This window comes from Bacillus sp. 11C (genome assembly GCF_055486375.1).
The window spans coordinates 358,966-382,082 of sequence record NZ_JBUPVZ010000003.1 but is presented as its reverse complement, the minus strand read 5'-3'; the positions used below and the strand labels follow the sequence as shown (position 1 = coordinate 382,082).

Annotated in this window: 23 protein-coding genes; 22 read left to right on the top strand and 1 reads right to left on the bottom strand. The window is 43.8% G+C overall.

From position 1 onward, the window contains the following. Positions 1-29: 29 nt before the first annotated feature. From spoIIP to mtaB, 11 genes are all read left to right on the top strand, one after another. The gene (gene spoIIP, locus ACY3LV_RS06985; RefSeq protein WP_333561562.1) at positions 30-1,235 is read left to right on the top strand and encodes a spore autolysin SpoIIP; all 1,206 of its coding nucleotides are present in this window, start codon (positions 30-32) and stop codon (positions 1,233-1,235) included. A gap of 17 nt (positions 1,236-1,252) precedes the next feature. Continuing rightward, on the top strand, positions 1,253-1,591 hold the full coding sequence (locus tag ACY3LV_RS06980; RefSeq protein WP_087990773.1) for a YqxA family protein: 339 nt from the start codon (positions 1,253-1,255) through the stop codon (positions 1,589-1,591). A 133-nt stretch (positions 1,592-1,724) separates the two neighbouring features. Further along, positions 1,725-3,560 (top strand): translation elongation factor 4, encoded by a 1,836-nt coding sequence (gene lepA, locus ACY3LV_RS06975; RefSeq protein ID WP_087990772.1) that lies wholly within the window; start codon positions 1,725-1,727, stop codon positions 3,558-3,560. A 56-nt stretch (positions 3,561-3,616) separates the two neighbouring features. Further along, positions 3,617-4,756: a radical SAM family heme chaperone HemW gene (hemW, locus tag ACY3LV_RS06970; RefSeq protein ID WP_087990771.1), complete on the top strand. Its 1,140-nt coding sequence runs from the start codon at positions 3,617-3,619 to the stop codon at positions 4,754-4,756. A gap of 80 nt (positions 4,757-4,836) precedes the next feature. After that, a complete protein-coding gene (gene hrcA, locus ACY3LV_RS06965; RefSeq protein ID WP_148962096.1) occupies positions 4,837-5,868 on the top strand; it encodes a heat-inducible transcriptional repressor HrcA in 1,032 nt (343 codons plus the stop codon). Between the two features lie 71 nt (positions 5,869-5,939). Then, a complete protein-coding gene (grpE, locus tag ACY3LV_RS06960) occupies positions 5,940-6,503 on the top strand; it encodes a nucleotide exchange factor GrpE (RefSeq protein ID WP_333517150.1) in 564 nt (187 codons plus the stop codon). A gap of 23 nt (positions 6,504-6,526) precedes the next feature. Continuing rightward, on the top strand, positions 6,527-8,362 hold the full coding sequence (dnaK, locus tag ACY3LV_RS06955) for a molecular chaperone DnaK (protein WP_148962094.1): 1,836 nt from the start codon (positions 6,527-6,529) through the stop codon (positions 8,360-8,362). A gap of 200 nt (positions 8,363-8,562) precedes the next feature. After that, on the top strand, positions 8,563-9,690 hold the full coding sequence (gene dnaJ / locus ACY3LV_RS06950; RefSeq protein ID WP_087990767.1) for a molecular chaperone DnaJ: 1,128 nt from the start codon (positions 8,563-8,565) through the stop codon (positions 9,688-9,690). A 24-nt stretch (positions 9,691-9,714) separates the two neighbouring features. After that, positions 9,715-10,650 (top strand): 50S ribosomal protein L11 methyltransferase, encoded by a 936-nt coding sequence (prmA, locus tag ACY3LV_RS06945; protein ID WP_148962093.1) that lies wholly within the window; start codon positions 9,715-9,717, stop codon positions 10,648-10,650. A gap of 22 nt (positions 10,651-10,672) precedes the next feature. Next, on the top strand, positions 10,673-11,443 hold the full coding sequence (locus ACY3LV_RS06940; protein WP_148962092.1) for a 16S rRNA (uracil(1498)-N(3))-methyltransferase: 771 nt from the start codon (positions 10,673-10,675) through the stop codon (positions 11,441-11,443). Then, positions 11,443-12,798, top strand: coding sequence for a tRNA (N(6)-L-threonylcarbamoyladenosine(37)-C(2))-methylthiotransferase MtaB (mtaB, locus tag ACY3LV_RS06935; protein ID WP_148962091.1), 1,356 nt, complete (start codon positions 11,443-11,445; stop codon positions 12,796-12,798). The genes ACY3LV_RS06940 and mtaB overlap by 1 nt, the downstream gene beginning before the upstream one ends. Positions 12,799-12,832: 34 nt before the next feature. On the opposite strand, the gene ACY3LV_RS06930 is transcribed toward mtaB, so the two are convergent. Beyond that, positions 12,833-13,756: a Na/Pi symporter gene (locus tag ACY3LV_RS06930; RefSeq protein ID WP_464863585.1), complete on the bottom strand. Its 924-nt coding sequence runs from the start codon at positions 13,754-13,756 to the stop codon at positions 12,833-12,835. A gap of 172 nt (positions 13,757-13,928) precedes the next feature. Here ACY3LV_RS06930 and rpsU point away from each other — a divergent pair, with 172 nt between their 5' ends. The 11 genes from rpsU to ACY3LV_RS06875 all read left to right on the top strand — a co-directional run bounded on the left by rpsU (position 13,929) and on the right by ACY3LV_RS06875 (position 23,015). After that, the gene (gene rpsU, locus ACY3LV_RS06925) at positions 13,929-14,102 is read left to right on the top strand and encodes a 30S ribosomal protein S21 (protein ID WP_003152957.1); all 174 of its coding nucleotides are present in this window, start codon (positions 13,929-13,931) and stop codon (positions 14,100-14,102) included. A gap of 14 nt (positions 14,103-14,116) precedes the next feature. After that, positions 14,117-14,563 (top strand): GatB/YqeY domain-containing protein, encoded by a 447-nt coding sequence (locus ACY3LV_RS06920; protein ID WP_148962090.1) that lies wholly within the window; start codon positions 14,117-14,119, stop codon positions 14,561-14,563. 130 nt (positions 14,564-14,693) lie between these two features. Continuing rightward, complete coding sequence (locus ACY3LV_RS06915; RefSeq protein ID WP_464863569.1) at positions 14,694-16,007, top strand: NfeD family protein; 1,314 nt, start codon at positions 14,694-14,696, stop codon at positions 16,005-16,007. A gap of 21 nt (positions 16,008-16,028) precedes the next feature. Beyond that, the gene (gene floA / locus ACY3LV_RS06910) at positions 16,029-17,024 is read left to right on the top strand and encodes a flotillin-like protein FloA (RefSeq protein ID WP_087990761.1); all 996 of its coding nucleotides are present in this window, start codon (positions 16,029-16,031) and stop codon (positions 17,022-17,024) included. Positions 17,025-17,048: 24 nt separating this feature from the next. Continuing rightward, complete coding sequence (locus ACY3LV_RS06905; RefSeq protein ID WP_148962088.1) at positions 17,049-17,465, top strand: hypothetical protein; 417 nt, start codon at positions 17,049-17,051, stop codon at positions 17,463-17,465. Positions 17,466-17,521: 56 nt separating this feature from the next. Further along, positions 17,522-17,803, top strand: a complete 282-nt coding sequence (gene yqfC / locus ACY3LV_RS06900; protein WP_003237082.1) for a sporulation protein YqfC — start codon at positions 17,522-17,524, stop codon at positions 17,801-17,803. Positions 17,804-17,822: 19 nt separating this feature from the next. Beyond that, entirely contained in the window at positions 17,823-19,019 is a 1,197-nt protein-coding gene (yqfD, locus tag ACY3LV_RS06895) for a sporulation protein YqfD (protein ID WP_333561563.1), read from the top strand. Beyond that, the gene (locus tag ACY3LV_RS06890; protein ID WP_087990758.1) at positions 19,016-19,975 is read left to right on the top strand and encodes a PhoH family protein; all 960 of its coding nucleotides are present in this window, start codon (positions 19,016-19,018) and stop codon (positions 19,973-19,975) included. Before yqfD ends, ACY3LV_RS06890 begins: the two co-directional genes overlap by 4 nt. Positions 19,976-20,053: 78 nt before the next feature. Beyond that, positions 20,054-22,189 carry a cyclic-di-AMP phosphodiesterase PgpH gene (gene pgpH / locus ACY3LV_RS06885; protein ID WP_087990757.1) on the top strand — a complete coding sequence of 712 codons (2,136 nt, stop codon included), beginning with the start codon at positions 20,054-20,056 and terminating at the stop codon, positions 22,187-22,189. Next, positions 22,190-22,663 (top strand): rRNA maturation RNase YbeY, encoded by a 474-nt coding sequence (ybeY, locus tag ACY3LV_RS06880; protein WP_148962085.1) that lies wholly within the window; start codon positions 22,190-22,192, stop codon positions 22,661-22,663. Further along, on the top strand, positions 22,644-23,015 hold the full coding sequence (locus ACY3LV_RS06875) for a diacylglycerol kinase family protein (RefSeq protein ID WP_087990755.1): 372 nt from the start codon (positions 22,644-22,646) through the stop codon (positions 23,013-23,015). The genes ybeY and ACY3LV_RS06875 overlap by 20 nt, the downstream gene beginning before the upstream one ends. Positions 23,016-23,117: the final 102 nt, after the last annotated feature.

The window sequence follows — 23,117 nt, the reverse complement described above, 5'->3', positions numbered from 1 at the left end:
TATTACTAGACAAGCGCTGGAGGGATTCAATGAGAAATAAACGCAGAAACAGACAAATTGTTGTTGCGGTAAATGGCGGGAAAGCGGTAAAAGCCATCTTTCTATTTATCGTAAGCCTTATCGTGATTTTTGTTCTATCCGGTGTGCTGACGTCTCTCCGGCCTGAACTCAGGCCGTCGTCTGACTCTTTTTACGGGATTACTGAAGAAATGCCGGGTGACGTGTTTGCACACTTGCTGCGGATGGAGAACCATTATTTCGCTTCAGACCTTTCTCAAACCGACAGCTCATTTCATCTTTCGCGTCTTTCTTTAAAGCTGGCGACAAGCATCAACCTCGAAGATCCGCGGAGCTTTCTCGGCCGGGAGCTGCCGGGGTTTGCACAATTTGATACCGAGATTCTGTTAGCTGGACAAGGCACGGATTATACGAATATGCCGGCGGAATCGCCGCCGCCGTCTAAGGTGATGGAGGAAGAAAGAGAAGCGAACTTGGCAGAGATTGAAAAACAGCAAACACAATCAGATCGTGCGAAAAAACATCCGCCGAAACAAACAACCGGTGATAAAAAGGTCGTTTTTATCTATCACACGCACAACACGGAATCATATCTCCCTCTATTAAAAGGCGAGACTGATCCTGATATGGCGCGCCATTCTAAAGCCAACGTCACGCTCGTAGGAGCTATGTTCGGAAAGGCGCTTGAATCCCAAGGCATTGGAGCCACAGTGAATAAAACCGATATACAGGCAAAACTGAACAAAAAAGGCTTAAACTATGCCAGATCGTATGATGAATCAAGGCCGGTCGTCAAAGAGGCTCTCGGGTCAAACAAAAATCTGCAATATATCATTGATATCCATAGAGATTCACGGCGAAAGAAAGATACGACGGCAACGATTAAAGGGAAAAGTTATGCCCGGGTGGCCTTTGTCGTCGGCAAAAAAAGCAAAAATTTCGAAGAAAACTATAAAATTGCAAGCGAGCTCCATAAGCTGATGGAGAAAAAATACCCTGGACTCAGCACAGGCGTCTTTTCGAAAGGCTCGCCAGGCGATAATGGTGTATATAATCAGGATTTAACCGACAGAGCGCTTTTGCTCGAATTCGGCGGAGTAGATAATAATCTCGAGGAGCTGCAGCGTGCGGCTGATGCCGCCGCAGACGTATTCAGCGAAATGTACTGGGATGCTGAAAAGGTCAACGCGGAGAGCGGCGAGACGAAAAAACAATAAGAAATAGGTGGTTTGATTTGATTGCTTACTTTGGCAAATGCTTGCTGCTTGTCACGATCATGTTTTTAGGCGTGCTGTTCGGCATGCAGCAGGCGAATAACGGAATGCTGAGTATGAAAGGCTATCAAGACCCTTCACTTAAGGGCGCGTTTACGCTCACCGACGGAAAAAATAATGAAAAAGAAGCTTCAATCTTAGGAGAAACAGTCACGGCGAAAGATTTAGAAGAAAAACAAAAAGAGCTGGAACAGGTGGAAACGTTCAATATGTTCTCTAAAGCCGGAAAAGCGCTTTCGAACACCGTAACCAACACTGCTCAGTCGATGTATGAATGGATACGTGATATGAACCAATAGGTGTGTGAAAGAGAAAAGCAGCCCAAGATTAACAGGGAACTTTTCTCTTTCTTGTTTTACATTGAATCTTAACAATCCTATTGATATAATCTAAGCTAGTGTATTTTGCGTTTAATAGTAGGAGTGATAGATTGTGACAGATAAAGAAAAGCGTTTAGAGAGGCAGTCGAGAATACGGAATTTCTCTATCATTGCCCATATTGACCACGGAAAATCGACCTTAGCGGATCGTATTTTAGAAAAAACGTCGGCAATCACTCAACGAGAAATGAAAGAACAATTGCTCGATTCTATGGATCTTGAACGTGAACGGGGCATAACCATTAAGTTAAACTCTGTTCAGCTTAAATACAAAGCAAAAGACGGAGAAGAATATATTTTCCATCTGATTGATACGCCGGGACACGTCGATTTCACATACGAAGTATCCCGAAGTCTTGCTGCCTGCGAAGGAGCGATTCTTGTGGTGGATGCGGCGCAGGGAATTGAAGCGCAGACGCTTGCCAACGTTTACTTAGCGCTTGACAATGACCTTGAAATTCTGCCGGTCATTAACAAAATCGATCTCCCGAGCGCAGAGCCTGAACGTGTGCGCCAAGAGGTAGAGGACGTTATCGGTCTTGACGCATCAGAAGCCGTGCTTGCTTCAGCAAAAGCCGGTATCGGGATTGAGGAGATTTTAGAACAGATCGTAGAAAAGGTGCCGGCACCGACTGGAGATCCGGAGGCGCCGCTTAAAGCGCTGATCTTCGACTCGCTTTATGACGCTTATCGCGGTGTCGTGGCTTATATCAGAGTCGTTGAAGGAACGGTAAAGCCGGGGCAAAAAATCAAAATGATGGCAACCGGCAAAGAATTTGAAGTGACAGAAGTCGGTGTATTTACGCCAAAAGCTACTCCGACAGATGAACTGACGGTCGGAGATGTAGGCTTTTTAACTGCTGCGATCAAAAATGTCGGTGACACACGCGTCGGTGACACGATAACGAGCGCTGCCAATCCTGCAGACGAAGCGCTGCCGGGATACCGCAAGCTCAACCCGATGGTGTACTGCGGCCTTTATCCGATTGATACGGCCAAATACAATGATTTAAGGGAAGCCCTTGAAAAGCTTGAGCTGAATGATTCCTCCCTTCAGTATGAAGCGGAAACGTCACAGGCGCTTGGATTCGGATTCCGCTGCGGATTTTTAGGCATGCTTCACATGGAAATCATTCAGGAACGGATAGAGCGTGAGTTCAAAATCGACTTGATTACAACAGCGCCGAGTGTTATATACGATGTATATATGACAGACGGCGAAAAGGTTGTTGTTGACAACCCGTCCAACATGCCTGATCCTCAAAAGATCGAAAGGATCGAGGAACCGTATGTTAAAGCGACAATGATGGTGCCTAATGATTTTGTCGGCGCTGTTATGGAACTTTGCCAAGGAAAACGGGGCAATTTTATTGATATGCAATATTTAGACGCAAACCGTGTCAGCATTGTCTATGATATGCCTTTAGCGGAAATCGTCTATGAGTTTTTTGACCAGCTTAAATCAAGCACAAAAGGCTACGCGTCCTTTGACTATGAGCTGATCGGCTACAAACCGTCTCAGCTCGTCAAAATGGACATTATGCTGAACGGAGAAAAAATCGACGCCCTTTCCTTTATCGTGCACCGGGATTACGCGTATGAACGAGGAAAAGTGATCGTTGAGAAGCTGAAAGAGCTCATTCCGCGTCAGCACTTTGAAGTACCGATTCAAGCGGCGATCGGCCAGAAAATCGTAGCGCGTTCTACGATTAAAGCGATGCGTAAAAACGTATTGGCTAAGTGTTATGGCGGAGACATCTCGCGAAAACGGAAGCTTCTTGAAAAACAAAAAGAAGGAAAACGCCGAATGAAGCAGGTCGGCTCAGTTGAAGTGCCGCAAGAAGCATTTATGGCGGTCCTGAAAATGGACGACAGCCCGAAAAAATAAATAGAAGCCGCCGCAGTCTTGTACTGCGGCTTCTTTCTGTAAAGAAGGTGAATTCATTGAAATCAGCCTATATCCATATCCCATTCTGTGAGCACATTTGCCACTACTGCGATTTCAATAAGTATTTTATTCAAAGCCAGCCTGTAGACGAGTATTTAAACGCGCTCGAACAGGAAATGATAAATACAATTGCAAAAACAGGGCAGCCTGACCTCAAAACCATCTTTATCGGAGGAGGCACGCCGACCTCTCTGTCTGAGGAACAGCTCAAAAAGCTGATGGACATCATCATCCGAGTGCTGAAGCCCTCAAGCGCATTATCGGAATTTGCGGTTGAAGCGAATCCGGACGACCTGTCCGCAGCGAAATTAAAAATATTAAAAGAAGCAGGCGTGAATCGCCTCAGCTTCGGTGTCCAAACGTTCGAAGACGACTTGTTAGAAAAAATCGGCCGAGTGCACAAACAAAAAGATGTATTTGCCTCTTTTGAAAGGGCGCGGGAAATCGGTTTTGACAATATCAGTCTTGATTTAATGTTCGGACTCCCGGGACAAGCCCTCAAGCATCTGGATCATTCCTTAGACACTGCTTTATCTCTGGATGCTGAGCATTATTCGGTGTACTCTCTCATTGTAGAACCGAAAACGGTATTTTATAATCTCATGCAAAAAGGGCGGCTTCATCTTCCGCCGCAGGAGCAGGAAGCCGAAATGTATGAAATGGTGATGGGCCGGATGGAAGCTCACGGCATTCATCAGTATGAAATCAGCAACTTTGCCAAGCAAGGCATGGAATCAAAGCACAATCTGACGTATTGGAGCAACGAGGAATATTTTGGATTTGGAGCCGGGGCCCACGGATATATCGGCGGCACACGCAATGTAAACGTCGGACCTGTCAAACATTACATTGACCTGATAGCTGAAAAAGGCTTTCCATACAGAGATACTCATGTAGTGACAACAGAAGAGCAAATTGAAGAAGAAATGTTTTTGGGCTTGAGAAAAACAGCCGGAGTCAGCAAAAAACGATTTGCAGAAAAATACGGCCGTTCCCTTGATGAACTGTTCCCAAGCGTATTAACAGACCTCGTAGAAAAAGGGCTGATTCATCATTCGGAGTCTGCCGTTTACTTGACTCATCAGGGGAAATTATTAGGTAATGAAGTTTTTGGCGCTTTTTTGGGTGAGTTATAATTGACATTTTTCTTGTGGTTTGATACTTTTGTTATAGAATTAGCACTCACTTATTGAGAGTGCTAACAGAGGTGATGATGATGTTAACAAATCGTCAGCTGCTGATCCTTCAAGTCATTATAAATGATTTTATTAAATCGGCGCAGCCGGTAGGGTCAAGAACTCTTTCGAAAAAAGATGAAATCACATTTAGCTCTGCAACAATAAGAAACGAGATGGCTGACTTGGAAGAATTGGGCTTCATAGAAAAAACCCATTCATCCTCAGGACGTGTTCCGTCAGAAAAAGGGTACCGGTACTATGTTGACCATTTGCTGTCACCCGTCAAATTGACAAAAAGCGACATGGACCAAATCCACTCGATCTTTAAAGAGAAAATTTTCGAGCTGGAAAAGACAGTTCAAAAATCAGCGCAAATTTTGTCCGATTTAACGAATTATACATCCATCGTGCTCGGGCCGAAGCTGAGTGAGAATTACCTTAAACAGATTCAAATCATACCGATTCAGCCTGATAAGGCGGTAGCAATTCTTGTTACCAATACAGGGCACGTGGAAAACAAAACGATTAATTTTCCAGCCAAAATGGATCTGTCTGATATTGAAAAACTGGTGAATATACTGAACAGCCGTTTAAGCGGCGTTCCAATGGATGAACTGAATGAGCACATATTTAAGGAAGTCGTCATGTATTTAAGACAGCACATTAAGAACTATGACAATATACTTGACGCGCTTCGTTCAACATTTCATTCTACGAGCCACGTTGAAAAATTGTTTTTTGGCGGAAAAATCAATATGCTGAACCAGCCGGAGTTCCATGATATCACCAGAGTGCGATCGTTGCTCACATTAATCGAAAAAGAACAGGATGTTTTAAAGCTGGTTCAATCCCCGCACACGGGAATTTCGATTAAAATCGGGAAAGAAAACGACTATGAAGAGATGGAAAACTGCAGTCTGATTACGGCTTCTTATTCTGTTGATCAGAAGCAGATCGGCTCAATTGCGATCATCGGCCCGACCCGCATGAATTATTCCAGGGTTGTCAGTCTGCTTCAGCATGTGACTTCGGACTTGTCAAAAGCATTGACAAGTTTGTATGATGAATAAGGGAATTTTGGCAAATTTTATCGAAGGGCAGCACCCGCCCTTCTTCTTACACTTTGAGGGAGGTGAACACAATGTCAGAAGAAAAACAAACCATTGAACAAAACGAAATAGAAGAGCAAGAAGTCATTGAGGAACAAGCTGCTGCTGAAGAACAGCAGAAAGAAACAAATGAAAGCGAACTTCTTCAAGATCAAATGAACGAATTGCAAGGTTTGCTTGAGGAAAAAGAAAATAAACTTTTGCGTGTTCAAGCAGACTTTGAAAATTATAAACGACGCAGCCGTTTAGAAATGGAAGCGTCCCAAAAATACCGTTCTCAAAATATCGTCGCTGATTTGCTGCCGGCTCTTGACAGCTTTGAAAGAGCGCTGCAGGTTGAAGCCGACAATGAACAGACGAAAAGTTTGCTTCAGGGAATGGAAATGGTCCACCGTCAGCTCGTAGAAGCCTTGAAAAAAGAAGGCGTGGAAGCCATCGAAGCTGTAGGGCAGGAATTTGATCCTAATCTGCACCAAGCCGTTATGCAGGCTGAAGATGAAAATTACGGCTCCAACATTGTTGTTGAAGAAATGCAAAAAGGTTATAAGCTGAAGGATCGCGTCATTCGCCCTTCCATGGTCAAAGTGAATCAATAATTACATAGCAGGAGGTTATTCAAGTGAGTAAAGTTATCGGAATCGACTTAGGAACAACAAACTCATGTGTGGCAGTGCTTGAAGGCGGCGAGCCTAAAGTTATTGCTAACGCTGAAGGAAACCGCACAACGCCATCAGTTGTTGCATTCAAAAACGGTGAACGCCAAGTAGGGGAAGTGGCTAAACGCCAATCTATCACAAACCCTAATACAATCATGTCTGTTAAACGCCATATGGGTACTGATTATAAAGTTGAAATTGAAGGAAAAGATTACACTCCTCAAGAAGTGTCTGCTATCATCCTTCAACACCTTAAGTCATACGCTGAAAGCTATCTTGGCGAAACAGTATCAAAAGCAGTGATCACAGTTCCTGCATACTTTAACGATGCTGAGCGTCAAGCGACAAAAGACGCTGGTAAAATTGCAGGTCTTGAAGTAGAACGTATCATCAATGAGCCGACTGCAGCAGCGCTTGCATACGGACTTGATAAAACAGATGAAGATCAAACGATCCTGGTATACGACCTTGGCGGCGGTACTTTCGACGTTTCAATCCTTGAGCTTGGCGACGGTGTGTTCGAAGTTCGTTCAACTGCCGGTGACAACCGTCTGGGCGGTGACGATTTTGACCAAGTCATCATCGATCATCTTGTGTCTGAATTCAAAAAAGAAAACGGCATTGATTTGTCTAAAGACAAAATGGCGCTTCAGCGTTTGAAAGACGCAGCTGAAAAAGCGAAAAAAGATCTTTCCGGCGTATCTTCTACGCAAATTTCTTTACCGTTTATCACAGCTGGAGAAGCAGGACCGCTTCACCTTGAACTGACATTAACCCGCGCTAAATTCGAAGAGCTTTCTTCCCATTTAGTAGAGCGTACAATGGGCCCTGTCCGTCAAGCGCTTCAAGATGCAGGACTTTCTGCAAGCGAAATCGACAAAATCATCCTTGTCGGCGGATCAACTCGTATCCCTGCCGTACAAGAAGCAATCAAAAAAGAAACTGGAAAAGAAGCGCATAAAGGCGTAAACCCAGATGAAGTTGTAGCGCTTGGTGCTGCGATTCAGGGCGGCGTTATCACTGGTGACGTAAAAGACGTAGTTCTTCTTGACGTTACACCGCTTTCTCTCGGTATCGAAACAATGGGCGGCGTGTTCACAAAACTGATCGACCGCAACACGACGATTCCGACAAGCAAATCTCAAGTGTTCTCAACTGCTGCTGATAACCAAACAGCTGTTGATATCCATGTTCTTCAAGGTGAGCGACCAATGTCTGCCGACAATAAAACACTCGGCCGCTTCCAGCTTACTGATATCCCGCCAGCACCGCGCGGCGTGCCTCAAATCGAAGTTTCTTTCGATATTGATAAAAACGGTATCGTAAACGTAAGAGCAAAAGACTTGGGCACAGGAAAAGAGCAAAACATTACAATCAAATCTTCTTCAGGTCTTTCTGATGATGAGATCGAACGCATGGTAAAAGAAGCGGAAGAAAATGCTGACTCTGATGCGAAGAAAAAAGAAGAAATCGAAGTCCGCAACGAAGCAGATCAGCTTGTTTTCCAAACTGAGAAAACATTAAAAGATCTTGAAGGCAAAGTGGATGAAGACCAAGTGAAAAAAGCCAATGATGCCAAAGAAGCTTTAAAAGCGGCGATCGAGAAAAACGAGTTTGAAGAGATCAAAGCGAAAAAAGATGAGCTTCAAACAATCGTTCAAGAGCTTTCTATGAAACTTTATGAAGAAGCTGCCAAACAACAGCAAGCTCAAGGCGATGCAAACGCTGAAGGCAAAGCGGATGACAACGTTGTTGACGCTGAATATGAAGAAGTAAACGACGACCAAAACAAAAAATAAAGTGCTTTTCCGAGTCAGTCCCGCTTCCGGGGCTGACCGAAAAGAACACATTTCATAATCTGATTCAATGATTAGAAAGTCAAAGTCAGGCATCTCTTGGCTTTGACTTTTTTTCTTGCCCGGGATAAAAGGAATTGAAAAATCATAATTCAAAATGATACAATCTAATTTATGTGATAAATTCGGGAGAGTGAAGCGAGATGAGTAAGCGTGATTACTATGAAGTGCTGGGAGTAAGTAAGAGCGCTTCTAAGGATGAAATTAAAAAAGCTTATCGGAAGCTGTCAAAAAAATATCATCCTGATATTAACAAAGAAGCCGGATCAGATGAAAAATTTAAAGAGGTAAAAGAAGCATACGAAACGCTGTCTGATGACCAAAAACGGTCTCATTACGATCAATTTGGCCATACTGATCCTAACCAAGGATTCGGCGGAGGCGGTTTTGGCGGCGGAGATTTCGGCGGTTTTGGTTTCGATGATATTTTCTCAAGTATTTTCGGCGGAGGCACAAGACGAAGAGATCCAAACGCCCCGCGCCAAGGTGCCGATTTGCAGTATACGATGACTTTGTCGTTTGAGGATGCCGTTTTTGGTAAAGAGACGTCCATCGAAATTCCGCGTGAGGAAACATGCGATACATGTAAAGGTTCAGGTGCGAAACCTGGAACAAACCCGGAAACGTGCTCGCACTGCGGAGGCTCCGGCCAATTAAACGTGGAGCAAAATACGCCGTTTGGAAAAGTCGTTAACAGACGGGTTTGCCACCACTGTGAAGGTACGGGCAAATTCATTAAAAATAAATGTGCGGATTGCGGCGGTAAAGGAAAAGTCAAAAAACGCAAAAAAATTAACGTCACAATTCCTGCCGGTGTAGATGACGGACAGCAGCTTCGTCTCTCGGGACAGGGTGAACCAGGAGTAAATGGCGGCCCTGCCGGGGATTTATTTGTCGTGTTCCACGTGCGCGCTCACGAGTTCTTCGAGCGTGACGGCGATGATATTTACTGTGAAATGCCGTTAACGTTCGCTCAGGCTGCTCTTGGAGATGAAGTGGAAGTTCCGACGCTGCATGGAAAAGTGAAATTAAAAATTCCAGCCGGTACACAAACAGGAACAAAATTCAGATTAAGAGGCAAAGGCGTTCAAAATGTCAGAGGCTATGGACAGGGTGACCAGCATATCGTCGTACGTGTCGTCACGCCGACAAACCTGACAGATAAACAAAAAGACATTATCCGCGAATTTGCCGAGGTCAGCGGAAACTTGCCTGACGAACAGGAAATGAGTTTCTTCGACAAGGTAAAACGCGCGTTTAAAGGCGATTAATTATTGGATGAGGAGTTGGTAGTTTTGAAATGGTCCGAATTAAGCATTCACACAACACATGAAGCGGTCGAACCTATCTCAAATATATTGCATGAAGCTGGTGCAAGTGGGGTTGTGATAGAGGACCCGCTTGATTTAATTAAAGAACGTGAGAATGTGTACGGGGAAATCTACCAGCTCGACCCCAATGATTATCCAGACGAGGGTGTCATTGTCAAAGCATACCTGCCGGTCAACAGCTTTCTTGGCGAAACGGTGGATGGCATTAAAGAAACGATTAATAATTTGCTTCTTTATAATATTGATTTGGGCAGAAATCATATCACGATTTCTGAAGTGAATGAAGAAGAGTGGGCGACTGCCTGGAAAAAGTATTATCACCCTGTGAAAATTTCTGAAAAGTTTACAATTGTTCCGACGTGGGAGGAATATACGCCGGTCCATACTGATGAACTGATTATTGAAATGGACCCGGGAATGGCGTTCGGCACAGGCACACACCCGACAACCGTACTCTGTATTCAGGCGCTTGAACGCTTTGTGCAAAAGGGTGATAAGGTGATTGATGTCGGTACAGGTTCCGGAATTTTAAGTATTGCGGCTGCGATGCTTGAGGCTGAATCGGTTCATGCCTATGATCTTGATCCTGTAGCTGTAGAAAGTGCACGTCTCAATCTCAAGCTGAACAAAGTGAGCGATATTGCTCAAGTGAAGCAAAACAATTTGTTAGACGGAATTGAAGGGAAACATGATGTGATTGTTGCCAACATTTTGGCTGAAGTCATTCTTCGCTTTACTTCACAAGCGTACAGCCTGTTAAAAGAAGACGGTCATTTTATTACGTCAGGTATCATCGCTCATAAAAAACAAGAAGTAAAAGAAGCACTGGAACAAGCCGGCTTTACCATTGTAGAAATCCTTTCAATGGAAGATTGGGTCAGCATAATTGCGAAAAAATAACAGTTAGTAGGTGTCACAGCGTATGCAACGATATTTTATCGAGCTCACGAAGCAGCAAATGGAGGAAGCGCCGGCTTTTTCGATAACCGGCGAAGATGTTCATCATATTGTGAACGTGATGAGAATGAATGAGGGTGATCAGATCATCTGCTGCTCTCAGGACGGCTTTGAGGCAAAGTGTGAACTTCAATCTGTTTCCAAGGACCATGTGTCCTGTCTTGTGGTAGAATGGACGAATGAAAACAGAGAGCTTCCGATAAAGGTTTATATTGCAAGCGGCCTCCCGAAAGGAGATAAGCTTGAATGGATTATCCAAAAAGGGACTGAGCTCGGAGCCCATGCCTTCATTCCTTTCCAAGCCGCTCGTTCTGTTGTCAAGCTGGATGACAAAAAGGCAAAGAAAAAGCGGGAAAGGTGGACGAAAATTGCGAAGGAAGCGGCTGAACAATCGTACCGTAACGAAGTGCCGCAAGTGATGGATGTCCATTCTTTTCAGCAGCTTCTTCAAAGGATGCAGGATTTCGATAAATGTGTCGTTGCATACGAGGAGTCATCAAAGCAAGGAGAAATAAGCGCATTCAGCGCGATTGTAAGCAGCCTTCCGAAAGGATCATCCCTTTTGATCGTATTTGGTCCTGAAGGCGGTTTAACAGAAGCGGAAGTTGAACGGCTCACAGAGAAAGACGGTGTGCCGGGCGGCCTTGGACCGAGAATTTTAAGGACAGAAACCGCACCGCTATACGCGTTGAGCGCGATTTCTTATCAAACAGAGTTATTAAGAGGTGATCAATAATGGCAACTGTTGCTTTCCATACGCTTGGCTGTAAAGTCAACCATTATGAAACAGAAGCAATCTGGCAGCTTTTCAAAGAAGCGGGCTACGATAGAAGAGACTTTGAACAAACAGCTGATGTATATGTCATTAATACATGTACGGTAACCAATACGGGAGATAAAAAAAGCCGCCAAGTGATCAGACGTGCCATTCGTCAAAATCCTGACGGTGTCATCTGTGTCACAGGCTGCTATGCGCAAACCTCACCTGCTGAGATTATGGCGATCCCTGGTGTCGATATTGTAGTTGGAACGCAGGACCGGGAAAAAATGCTCGGCTACATCGACCAATACCGTGAAGAACGCCAGCCGATTAACGGTGTCAGCAACATCATGAAAGCCAGAGTGTATGAGGAGCTTGATGTGCCTGCTTTCACGGACCGGACAAGAGCGTCATTGAAAATACAGGAAGGCTGCAATAATTTCTGCACATTCTGTATTATTCCGTGGGCGCGCGGCCTGCTCCGCTCCCGCGATCCTGAAGAAGTCATCAAACAAGCGCAGCAGCTTGTCGATGCCGGATATAAAGAAATTGTTCTTACCGGTATTCATACAGGCGGCTATGGCGAAGATATGAAAGATTACAGCTTCGCTAAGCTCTTGAGAGAATTAGACACTCGTGTTGAAGGCGTTAAACGGATTAGAATTTCTTCAATCGAAGCCAGCCAAATCACAGATGAAGTGATCGAGGTCTTAGACCGCTCGGATAAGATAGTGAATCATTTGCATATTCCTATCCAATCCGGATCAAACACTGTGCTTAAACGGATGAGACGTAAATATACAATGGAATTTTTTGCAGACCGTTTAAGCAAACTGAAAAAAGCATTGCCTGGCTTAGCTGTCACTTCTGATGTCATTGTAGGCTTCCCTGGCGAAACAGAAGCAGAATTTATGGAAACCTATAACTTTATTAAAGAACATAAATTCTCTGAGCTGCATGTTTTCCCTTACAGTAAACGCACAGGTACACCGGCTGCGCGAATGGAAAACCAAGTGGATGAAAACGTCAAAAATGAGCGTGTGCATCGCCTGATTTCTCTGTCCGACCAGCTTGCGAAGGAATACGCTTCTCAGTATGAAAATGAAGTGCTTGAGATTATCCCTGAGGAAGCGTATAAAGAAACAGAAGAAGAGAACATGTTTGTCGGTTACACAGATAACTATATGAAGGTTGTTTTCAAAGGTACGGAAGAGATGATCGGCAAAATCGTGAAAGTCAAAATCCTTAAAGCGGGCTATCCTTACAACGAAGGGCAATTCGTCCGTGTTGTTGAGGACGAAATAACTGAACACATGCGTTTGTCTTCTTAATCTAAAAACCGGTGCATTTACATGTACCGGTTTTTTATTTTGCGGGGATAAGAAAGTGAATCAAGCGGTAAAACAAGTTTGTAAGCGGAAGAAATAAAAAAGCTGTCACCACATTAAATAAAAGACTGAAATGCGCAATCCTTTGTGCAGGGTCAACTGATAACTGTTCTACAAAGCCGGTCGCCGCCGTCAGAAAAGGAAATATGAGAGCCACGCCCAGCATGTTAAACACCACATGGGCATACGCTGTCTGTTTCGCCGCATATCCGCCGGATACAGCAGCCATGACAGCTGTAATGCAGGTCCCGATATTTGACCCGAGTACGACGCTCATTGCCTGTGTCAGTCCGATAATGCCTTCATTCATAAAACTCATCAAAATGCCGATACAAACGGAGCTTGAGTGAATCATGGCAGTTAGCGCCATACCGATGAACAAAGCGGACCAGTTTGAATCGTTAACGTGGTATAAAATGTCGGCTCCCGTTTTCAGTTTTGTAAGCGGTCCTGCAAGGTGGCTGAACCCGCTGATGCAAAAAAAGATGATGCCGAGTCCGAGGAGGCTTGTTCCCAACTGTTTTAAGGGATACCTGCCAGTCAGAAAAAACAATAAACCGCCAATCAAAAGAATCCAAATCAAAACATCCATTTTGATGGCGATAAATTCAGTTGTAAAGGTAGATCCGACATTTGTTCCGAGAATCATCGGTATCGTCCGTTTAAAAGGAAGGACGCCCGCGCTTACAAAACCGATGACAATGACCATAAAGGCTGAACTGCTCTGAAGAATCCCTGTAAATACAATACTGATCAGGAACGCTTTTAATGGATGGTCCGTAAAAAATAGCAAACGATCTTCAATTTTTGAGTACGCCATTGAAATTAAGCCTTTTCGAAGCATGTTCATGCCTGCGAGAAAGAATAATATAAGAGCAGTAAAACCGATCAGAATCAACATCTTATTCACCAACCCCTTTCCACCATTATATAGACAGGCAGTCCTACTCATGACGGAAAAGTGAACTCACTTAGTTGACCTGACTGATGGCTTATATTATAATGTCAAAGTACATGTTTATATGTGTAACTTAAAGGTAGTCGATTGGTGTATTCGGAGGGAGGGAAAGAGAATGTCAAAAACGGTCGTTAGAAAAAACGAATCGCTTGAAGATGCTCTTCGTCGCTTCAAACGCAGTGTATCAAAGACAGGTACTTTGCAAGAAGCAAGAAAGCGCGAATTTTATGAAAAACCTAGCGTAAAGCGCAAGAAAAAGTCTGAAGCTGCTAGAAAACGCAAATTCTAAAAGAGGGTGGATTTATGAGTCTTCTTGAGCGTCTTAACCAGGATATGAAGCTATATATGAAAAACCGTGAGAAAGACAAACTGACTGTCGTTCGAATGGTTAAGGCTTCACTTCAAAATGAAGCAATTAAGCTTAAGAAAGACAGTTTGACCGAGGATGAGGAACTCACTGTCCTTTCTCGTGAACTTAAGCAACGTAAAGACTCCCTCCAGGAATTTTCAAACGCTAATCGTTTAGATTTAGTAGATAAAGTTCAAAAAGAGCTGGACATTTTAGAAGTTTATTTACCCGAGCAGCTGTCAGAAGAAGAACTGCTTACAATCGTAAATGAAACCATTACTGAGGTTGGTGCGAGCTCAAAAGCGGACATGGGGAAAGTAATGGGTGCAATTATGCCTAAAGTAAAAGGTAAAGCTGATGGAAGCTTAATTAATAAGCTTGTTAGCAATCAATTGTCTTAAATGGCGTAAAAAAGGACATCTTTCTAAGAGAGATGTCTTTTTTTTATACATAAAAAAATGAAACCTTTGATACATTGTTACGTATAAAGAGAAGGCACTTATTATAAAAGGAAGGAGGGATACACTGCCCTTGCTTCAAACCAAAGGATTCCGTGCTGCTCTTTTGAGCATATTTTTACTTTCTTTATTAGGCGTACAGCTGAACGCCAAAGCAGAAAAACAAACGGTTTATGTGATCCCGGTTGAGAAAAATGTCGAACAGGGACTCGCCTCGTTTTTATCCCGTTCGTTACAAGATGCAAAAGAAGCGCATGCAGATCATATTATTCTTGATATCAATACGCCTGGAGGATTGGTCAAATCGGCTATTGATATAGCGGACTCGATAACCGAAAGCGAGATCCCTATAACTGCATATGTAAACAAACGCGCGTTGTCAGCTGGTGCATATATTGCCCTGCAAGCCGATAATATTTATATGGCGCCCGGCGGAAAAATAGGAGCGGCCGCGATTATTGACGGTAAAGGCAATGCCGCTGACCAAAAAGCTGAATCGCTTTGGCTGGCAGAGCTGGAGGATGCCGCAGTGAAAAATAATCGCGACCCTAAATATGCGCTCGCTATGGCTGACCCGGATATAGATGCCAAGGAAGCCGGTGCGCCGAAGGGAGATCTGCTTTCACTTAACCCTGGTAAGGCGATTGATGTAGGCTATTCAGAGGGAACTGCTGACAATTTATCCGCACTCGTAAAGAAGCTTGGGTTCGAAAATGCGCATATCAGTTATGCAAAGGAAAGCTTTACGGAAAAGACAGCAAGATGGCTGACGAACCCGGTTATTGTGCCTATTCTGCTGACGATTGCTTTTTTAGGTCTGACGGTGGAGCTTTTTTCCCCGGGTGTCGGCATCCCTGGAACGGTTGGATTCATCGCGTTATTGCTGTTTTTTTACGGGCATCTCGCAGCCGGCCTTGCCGGATACGAGACAGTTCTTCTCTTTGTAGGAGGGGTGATCCTCATCCTGCTTGAGATTTTCCTTCCCGGAGGAATCATTGGATTACTGGGCTTAGGAGCGATTGTTACGAGCCTATTTTTAGCCGCGGGGAGCTTCACTGTCATGGCGATTTCTCTCTTGATCGCCTCAGCTGTTTCTATTACAGCTTTTATTTTACTGACAAGGGTGTTGGGAAAGCGTATGAAATTCTTTAAAAAATTTGTATTAAATGATTCTACAAATACGGAGAGCGGCTACGTATCAAATCAAACGCGCACGGACTTAATAGGTAAAGTGGGTGTAACCTTTACACAGCTGCGTCCTGCTGGTACCGTTATTATTGAGGATGAACGCCTTGACGTCGTTTCGGAGGGATCGTTTACAGAAAAAGATAAGAAAGTAAAAGTGGTAAAAGTGGAAGGCTCACGCATCGTCGTCAGAGAAATTTAAACAGAATCGAGGAGAATTGATATGGATCCATCAACACTAATGATTTTGGCTATTGTCGTAGTAGGGATCATTGTTTTAGCTGTATTTTTTACATTTGTGCCTGTTATGCTTTGGATTTCAGCATTAGCAGCTGGAGTGAGAATCAGCATTTTCACTCTGATAGGAATGAGGCTTCGCCGCGTTATACCAAACCGAGTGGTGAACCCGCTGATTAAAGCGCATAAGGCTGGGCTTGATGTTGCCACCAATCAGCTTGAAAGCCATTATCTCGCCGGAGGAAATGTTGACAGAGTCGTCAACGCGCTGATCGCTGCTCAGCGAGCCAACATTGAACTATCATTCGAACGCTGTGCCGCTATCGATCTTGCCGGCCGTGACGTATTGGAAGCCGTTCAAATGAGTGTTAATCCTAAGGTGATTGAAACGCCGTTCATTGCCGGTGTGGCTATGGACGGGATTGAAGTAAAAGCGAAAGCGAGAATTACAGTAAGAGCGAATATCGACCGTCTTGTTGGGGGAGCAGGGGAAGAAACCATTGTGGCCCGTGTCGGAGAAGGGATTGTCTCTACAATTGGTTCATCCGAAAGTCACAAAAAAGTGCTTGAGAACCCTGACATGATTTCTCAAACAGTTCTTGGAAAAGGATTGGACTCAGGAACTGCGTTTGAAATTCTCTCGATCGATATTGCTGATGTTGACATTGGCAAAAACATCGGCGCGATTTTACAAACCGATCAGGCCGAGGCTGATAAAAACATCGCACAGGCAAAAGCGGAAGAACGTCGTGCGATGGCTGTCGCTCAAGAACAGGAAATGCGCGCCCGCGTAGAAGAAATGCGCGCGAAAGTGGTAGAAGCCGAAGCGGAAGTGCCGCTTGCGATGGCAGAAGCTTTGCGTGAAGGGAATATTGGCGTCATGGACTACATGAATATCAAAAATATTGATGCTGACACAGACATGCGTGATTCATTCGGCAAGCTGACGAAAGATTCGTCTGATGAAGACAGTAAATCATAATCTCTCTAAGAAGGGAGAACGCTGATGGAAGATATACTGACCAATCCGCTCATTATCGCAGTGGTTATCGGAATCATATCTATGATTTTCGGTAAAAAGAGCAAAGAGGAAAATAAAAACAGCCAAAACAGGAAAAAACCTCAGCAGATGCAAACGGCTTCTCCTCAAAAGAAGCAGTCTGAAGAAGCTCCTGTACCTATTCCTAACCGCATAGAACAGGCAAGACGGGAAGCGGAAGAAAGACGCAGGGAAACAGAAAGAAACCTGAAAGGGATGGAACGCGATCTTACTGCAGTTAAACAAAAAGCAGTATACACAAAACAAAAAATGCTTCAAGTTAATAAAGACACTGTGGTACAGGGGATCGTCTTAGGGGAGGTATTCGGGCCTCCAAGGGCAAAAAAACCTCACCATACGATGCGCACGGCCCGTAAAAATTAAAGTGTTAGAACCGCCTTTCAAATCATACATATGAGATGAAAGGGGGTTCTTTTTGTATGGGGCAAAGAAAGAATCGTGTGAAAGCTTGGCTGACAAGAGCATTGGAAATTCCCCCGGACGTTATGATGGATCTGCCGCGGATTACAATGGTTGGCAGACTTCATATCTATATAGAAAACCACAGAGGCCTTTTGCTTTTCAGTGAGAATGAAGTGAGGCTGATGCTAAAGCAGGGCCAGTGCATCATATCAGGAAAAAATTTTGTCATCAAGGCGATTCTTCCGGAAGAAATTCTTTTGGAGGGTACGATTGATGTCGTTCGATATGTTGAGTCATAAAGCCGGGGGGGGAAATGTTGTGAAAAATAAATGGCTGTCTTTTTTTTCGGGTAAGGTCCAGCTTGAATTGACGGGAAGAGGGATTGAACGGCTCCTGAATGAATGCACTAGACAGGGGATTCCAGTCTTTCATGTCAAAAAAAAGAAAGAAGCCGTATCGTTATATATACAGCTTCGGGATGTACATGCCTTTCGGCAGGTGAGAAGAAAATTTAAATGTAAAGCCCGATTTATTAATCGGAAGGGATTTCCTTTCTTATTGCTGAAATCAAAGCTGAATATAGGGTTTACGATCGGTTTTGCAATGTTTTTCATCCTTTTGTTTTTGCTTTCCAATATGGTGTGGAAAATTGATGTGACAGGCGCTAAGCCTGAAACGGAACATCAAATGATGCAGCATCTGAATGAAATCGGCGTTAAAAAGGGTCGTCTGCAGTTTTTAATGATGTCTCCAGAAAAAATACAAAAATCGTTAACCAACGGAATAGACAATATCACTTGGGTCGGTGTTGATTTAAAGGGGACGACCATTCATATGAAAGTCGTGGAGAAAAATGAGCCTGAAAAAGAAAAGTATGTAAGCCCGCGCGATATTGTCGCCAAAAAGAAAGCGACCATTACAAGAATGTTTGTGCAAAAAGGACAGCCAATGGCCGCAATACACGATCATGTAGAAAAGGGGCAGCTGCTTGTTTCAGGACTGATCGGCAGTGAAGAGCATCAGCAGGAAGTCGCCTCAAAAGCAGAAATTTACGGAGAAACCTGGTACAAATCTGAAGTGACGGTTCCGCTTGAAACATTATTTAACGTTTACACGGGCAAAGTAAGGACAAAGCACAAGCTTTCTTTTGGCTCTTTGGCCATCCCGATCTGGGGCATAACGTTTAAAAAAGAGAAATTGAAGCACCCAAAAACAGAACAAGAAAAGCATTCGCTTAATTTTCTCGGATTTAAGCTCCCTGTATCCTATATCAAAGAGCAAACGAGAGAAAGTGAAGAGGCTTTGCGAAAATATACGAAAGAAGAAGCAGTTCATGAAGGCATTAAAATGGGTAAACAGGATGTAGAGAATAAAATAGGCGAAAACGGCGAGGTGAAAAGTGAAAAAGTTTTGCACCATACTGTCGAGAATGGTAAAGTAAAGTTGATTATTCTTTACCAAGTTATAGAAGATATCGTTCAAACCACACCTATTGTCAGGGAGACTGAAGAATGACAGAACATTTACTTGCGATGAATCAAAAACTGAAAAGCCCGGACGAGGCGCTTGCACTGTTCGGGAACCAAGATTCTTTTTTGAAATTGATGGAGAAAGATCTGAATGTGAATATCATTACGCGCGGTGAAACGATCTATGTTTCAGGCGATGAAGATTCGTTTCAGGTTGCAGATAGCCTGCTGGGATCGCTCCTCGCTTTAATTCGCAAGGGGATAGAGATCTCTGAACGTGATGTGATTTACGCCGTCAAAATGGCAAAAAAGAATGAACTTGATTACTTTGAAAGCATGTATGAAGAAGAAATTACTAAAAACGCAAAAGGCAAACCAATCCGTGTAAAAACGATGGGACAGCGGGAATACGTGGCTGCCATGAAGCGGAATGACCTTGTATTCGGCATCGGCCCGGCGGGGACCGGGAAAACGTACCTGGCTGTCGTAAAAGCAGTCCATGCTTTAAAAAACGGACATATCAAAAAAATCATTTTAACAAGACCTGCCGTGGAAGCCGGTGAAAGCCTTGGTTTTCTGCCAGGTGACCTCAAAGAGAAAGTAGATCCTTATTTGCGCCCGCTGTATGATTCTCTTCATGATGTACTTGGGGCAGATCATACAGAACGTCTGATGGAAAGAGGCGTCATTGAAATTGCTCCGCTTGCATATATGAGGGGACGGACGCTTGATGATGCTTATGTTATACTTGATGAAGCACAGAATACTACACCTGCTCAAATGAAAATGTTTTTGACGAGACTGGGTTTTGGCTCTAAAATGATCATTACAGGTGACGTTAGCCAAATTGATCTGCCGAAAGGCGTCAAATCGGGACTTGCAGTAGCGAAGGAGATGCTGAAAGGAATAGACGGCATTTCTATGATTGAGCTAGACCAGACAGACGTGGTCAGACATCCGCTTGTTGCGAAAATTATTGAAGCATACGATAAGCAAAATTAATGCTGAATGACCCGATCGCGCGTTATCGGGTCATTTTTATGATTGCTTATGGGCTTGATGTTTCAAGAGGAGGTTCTTGTGTTGAAAAAGAAGGGGAAGACCAAAAGCAGCTCAAAAAAATGGAGCCGCTTTAAAAATGCCCGCTCCATGCATGTACTGCTGTATCTTCTGCTGGCTGCCATTATGTTTGCTTTGCTCTTTGTACATGTTAAGCCGGAAACACTTGATTTAGACCTGTTTTCAGTCAGCGACAAGACCATTTATGCTCCGGCAACCGTCGAAGATCAAAAAGCCACAGAAGAAAAAAAGCAAGCCGCTGAGGACGCGGTGGAAGATCAATATACATTGAAAAAAGAATACACAGATAATCGGATTGACCTTGTGTCATCTATATTCGACAGTATCAGCGAAGTGAAAAAATCAGGAGAAGAAGACAGCAAATCACCATCGGAAAAATCAATGGTGAAGTCTGTTAAGAACAAACTAACGTCAGATGTGAATGATTCCATATCAGAGGATACCATCAAAACATTGCTGAAAGCGGACAGTGAAGACTTTTCTTTTGTAAGAGATACAGTCATTACGGCAGTGAATACAGTCATGAGCAGTGAAATTTCGTCGGATAAACTATCTGATGCAAAGGATCGTGTAGAAAAAGAGCTAAAGAGCAATTCGATCCCGTCTAAATACTTGGCAGCTGCAACAGAAATCGGGCGTTTTGCTATTATTCCGAATTACGTCTTCAATCCGAAAGCGACAGAGGCAAAAAGGCAGGAAGCGTCAGACAATGTCCAGCAGGTTCAGATCAAACAGGGCCAGGTGCTTGTGGAAGAAAATGACCTCATTGACCGGGAAGTGTACAGAAAACTCGAGCTGACCGGGTTATTAAATAACTCAAATCTCTTTAAACCGATCAGCGGCCTATTAATTATGATCGGACTTTTCATCGCAACGCTTGTATACTACTTTGAAAAACAAAAACAAAACCTGAAGTTTAAAAAACAATCTATCCTGCTGTTCTCCATTATCACAACGCTTTTGCTTGTTATCATGGAGGTTGTCAGTTTATTTCAGAAGATGGAATATAATAATATCGGCTATCTTGTTCCTATTGCGGCCGGCGCGATCTTAATCAAGCTGCTGATGAATGAACGCATTGCCATTTTGGGAAGTATCATTCTTGCGATTTGCGGAAGTATGATGTTTAATCAGGGTGTGACGGGAACTTTCAATTATGTCATAGGAATTTATTATTTGATCAGCGGGATTTCAGGTGTTTTATTTTTAGGAAAACACAATGCCAGATCAAAGATTTTGCAGACAGGGCTTTTCGTGGCGTTTATTAATATGATTGTCGTTCTTTCCTTATTATTGATTCAAAACACTGCGCTGTCGGGTCTTGAAATCGGCACGTTAATGCTGATGGGGGTTGTCTCAGGGTTTGCTTCGTCCGTATTAATCATCGGCCTGATGCCGTTTTTTGAGACAGGCTTTGGCATTTTATCCACTATGAGGCTGCTCGAGCTGTCTAATCCTAACCATCCGCTGCTGCGCAAAATATTAACAGAAACACCAGGTACATATCATCACAGTGTAATGGTCGCCAATTTGTCAGAGGCAGCCTGTGAGGCGGTGGGGGCTAATGGTTTGCTTGCTAGAGTTGGCGCGTATTATCACGATCTCGGAAAAACAAAGCGCCCGCAATATTTTATTGAAAATCAAATGAATATTGACAATCCGCATGACAAGCTGTCTCCTCAGCTGAGTAAAAATATTATCATCTCGCATACCACTGACGGTGCGAACATGCTGAGAAGCTATAAATTTCCGCAAGAGCTTGTCGACATTGCTGAGCAGCATCATGGAACCTCGCTGTTAAAGTTCTTTTATTATAAAGCGAAGGAAAAAGGCGACCAGATTACAGAAGAAGAGTTTCGTTATCCGGGACCGAAGCCGCAGTCAAAGGAAGCTGCGATTATATCTGTTGCTGATAGTGTTGAAGCGGCCGTCAGATCCATGCATAATCCAAATCCAGAACGAATTGAAAAGCTTGTCCGGGGTATCATATCCGATAAGCTGCAGGACGGACAGTTCAGCGAATGCGATTTGACATTTAAAGAGCTGGATACAATCGCCAAAACACTCTGTGCAACATTAAAAGGAATTTTCCACTCCCGGATCGAATATCCGGAGGCTACTAAGAAGGTGAAATAGATGAGTTTACTGATTGATATTGTTGATGAAACGGGGAGTGTCTCAGAAGAGATGCTCACAGAAGTAGAGCATCTGCTTCAATTTGCCGCTGAGCGTGAAGGCGTTCAGGATCAGGCTGAAGTTTCTGTCACGATCGTTACCAATGAAGACATACAGCAGATTAATAAAGAGTACCGAGGAAAGGATGCCCCGACAGATGTCATCTCATTCGCTCTTGAAGAGGAGGGTGAGGGCGAGGTCGAAATTTTGGGCGCGGAAATGCCGCCGGTTTTAGGTGATATTATCATCAGTGCGGACCGCACAAGGGAGCAGGCCGAAGAATATAACCATTCTTTTAAGCGAGAGCTCGGATTTCTTGCCGTGCATGGATTTCTGCATCTTTTAGGATATGACCATATGACGAAAGAGGAAGAAGAGGAGATGTTTACTAAGCAAAAGGATTTGCTGGACGCCTATGGACTCAAGAGATCATAGAAATGAGCTGCAGCGATTCTTCAAAAGCTTCGTGCATGCAGGCCGAGGCATCCGGGAAACAGCGCGGACGGAGCGTAATTTCCAGTTTCATGCTGCAGCCGTGTGTGCTGTTCTCATTTGCGGCTTCCTCGTGGGGCTCAGTCTGATTGAGTGGGCGATTATTTTCCTTTTGATCGGCGGAATGCTTTCGCTAGAGCTTTTAAATACAGCCATTGAACATACGGTTGATTTAATAACAGACAAACATCATCCACTTGCTAAAGCGGCTAAGGACGCTGCCGCCGGGGCTGTTTGCGTTTTTGCCGTCATTTCGTGTATCATTGGTTTACTTATTTTTTTGCCAAAGCTGTAAGGTTGAAAATTCTTACATTTATTTTACATTTTTAGAAATGGGCGTGAAAAAAAGCGCGCGATTATGTAAAATATAAAGTGATAGCGGTACCATTTTATAGGT

Coding starts and splice junctions, on each gene's coding strand:
- spoIIP (WP_333561562.1), top strand. CDS start 30: ATGAGAAATAAACGCAGAAACAGACAAATTGTTGTTGCGGTAAATGGC.
- hrcA (WP_148962096.1), top strand. CDS start 4,837: ATGTTAACAAATCGTCAGCTGCTGATCCTTCAAGTCATTATAAATGAT.
- grpE (WP_333517150.1), top strand. CDS start 5,940: ATGTCAGAAGAAAAACAAACCATTGAACAAAACGAAATAGAAGAGCAA.
- dnaJ (WP_087990767.1), top strand. CDS start 8,563: ATGAGTAAGCGTGATTACTATGAAGTGCTGGGAGTAAGTAAGAGCGCT.
- ACY3LV_RS06940 (WP_148962092.1), top strand. CDS start 10,673: ATGCAACGATATTTTATCGAGCTCACGAAGCAGCAAATGGAGGAAGCG.
- mtaB (WP_148962091.1), top strand. CDS start 11,443: ATGGCAACTGTTGCTTTCCATACGCTTGGCTGTAAAGTCAACCATTAT.
- ACY3LV_RS06930 (WP_464863585.1), bottom strand. CDS start 13,756: ATGTTGATTCTGATCGGTTTTACTGCTCTTATATTATTCTTTCTCGCA.
- rpsU (WP_003152957.1), top strand. CDS start 13,929: ATGTCAAAAACGGTCGTTAGAAAAAACGAATCGCTTGAAGATGCTCTT.
- ACY3LV_RS06920 (WP_148962090.1), top strand. CDS start 14,117: ATGAGTCTTCTTGAGCGTCTTAACCAGGATATGAAGCTATATATGAAA.
- floA (WP_087990761.1), top strand. CDS start 16,029: ATGGATCCATCAACACTAATGATTTTGGCTATTGTCGTAGTAGGGATC.
- ACY3LV_RS06905 (WP_148962088.1), top strand. CDS start 17,049: ATGGAAGATATACTGACCAATCCGCTCATTATCGCAGTGGTTATCGGA.
- yqfC (WP_003237082.1), top strand. CDS start 17,522: ATGGGGCAAAGAAAGAATCGTGTGAAAGCTTGGCTGACAAGAGCATTG.
- ACY3LV_RS06890 (WP_087990758.1), top strand. CDS start 19,016: ATGACAGAACATTTACTTGCGATGAATCAAAAACTGAAAAGCCCGGAC.
- ybeY (WP_148962085.1), top strand. CDS start 22,190: ATGAGTTTACTGATTGATATTGTTGATGAAACGGGGAGTGTCTCAGAA.
- ACY3LV_RS06875 (WP_087990755.1), top strand. CDS start 22,644: ATGGACTCAAGAGATCATAGAAATGAGCTGCAGCGATTCTTCAAAAGC.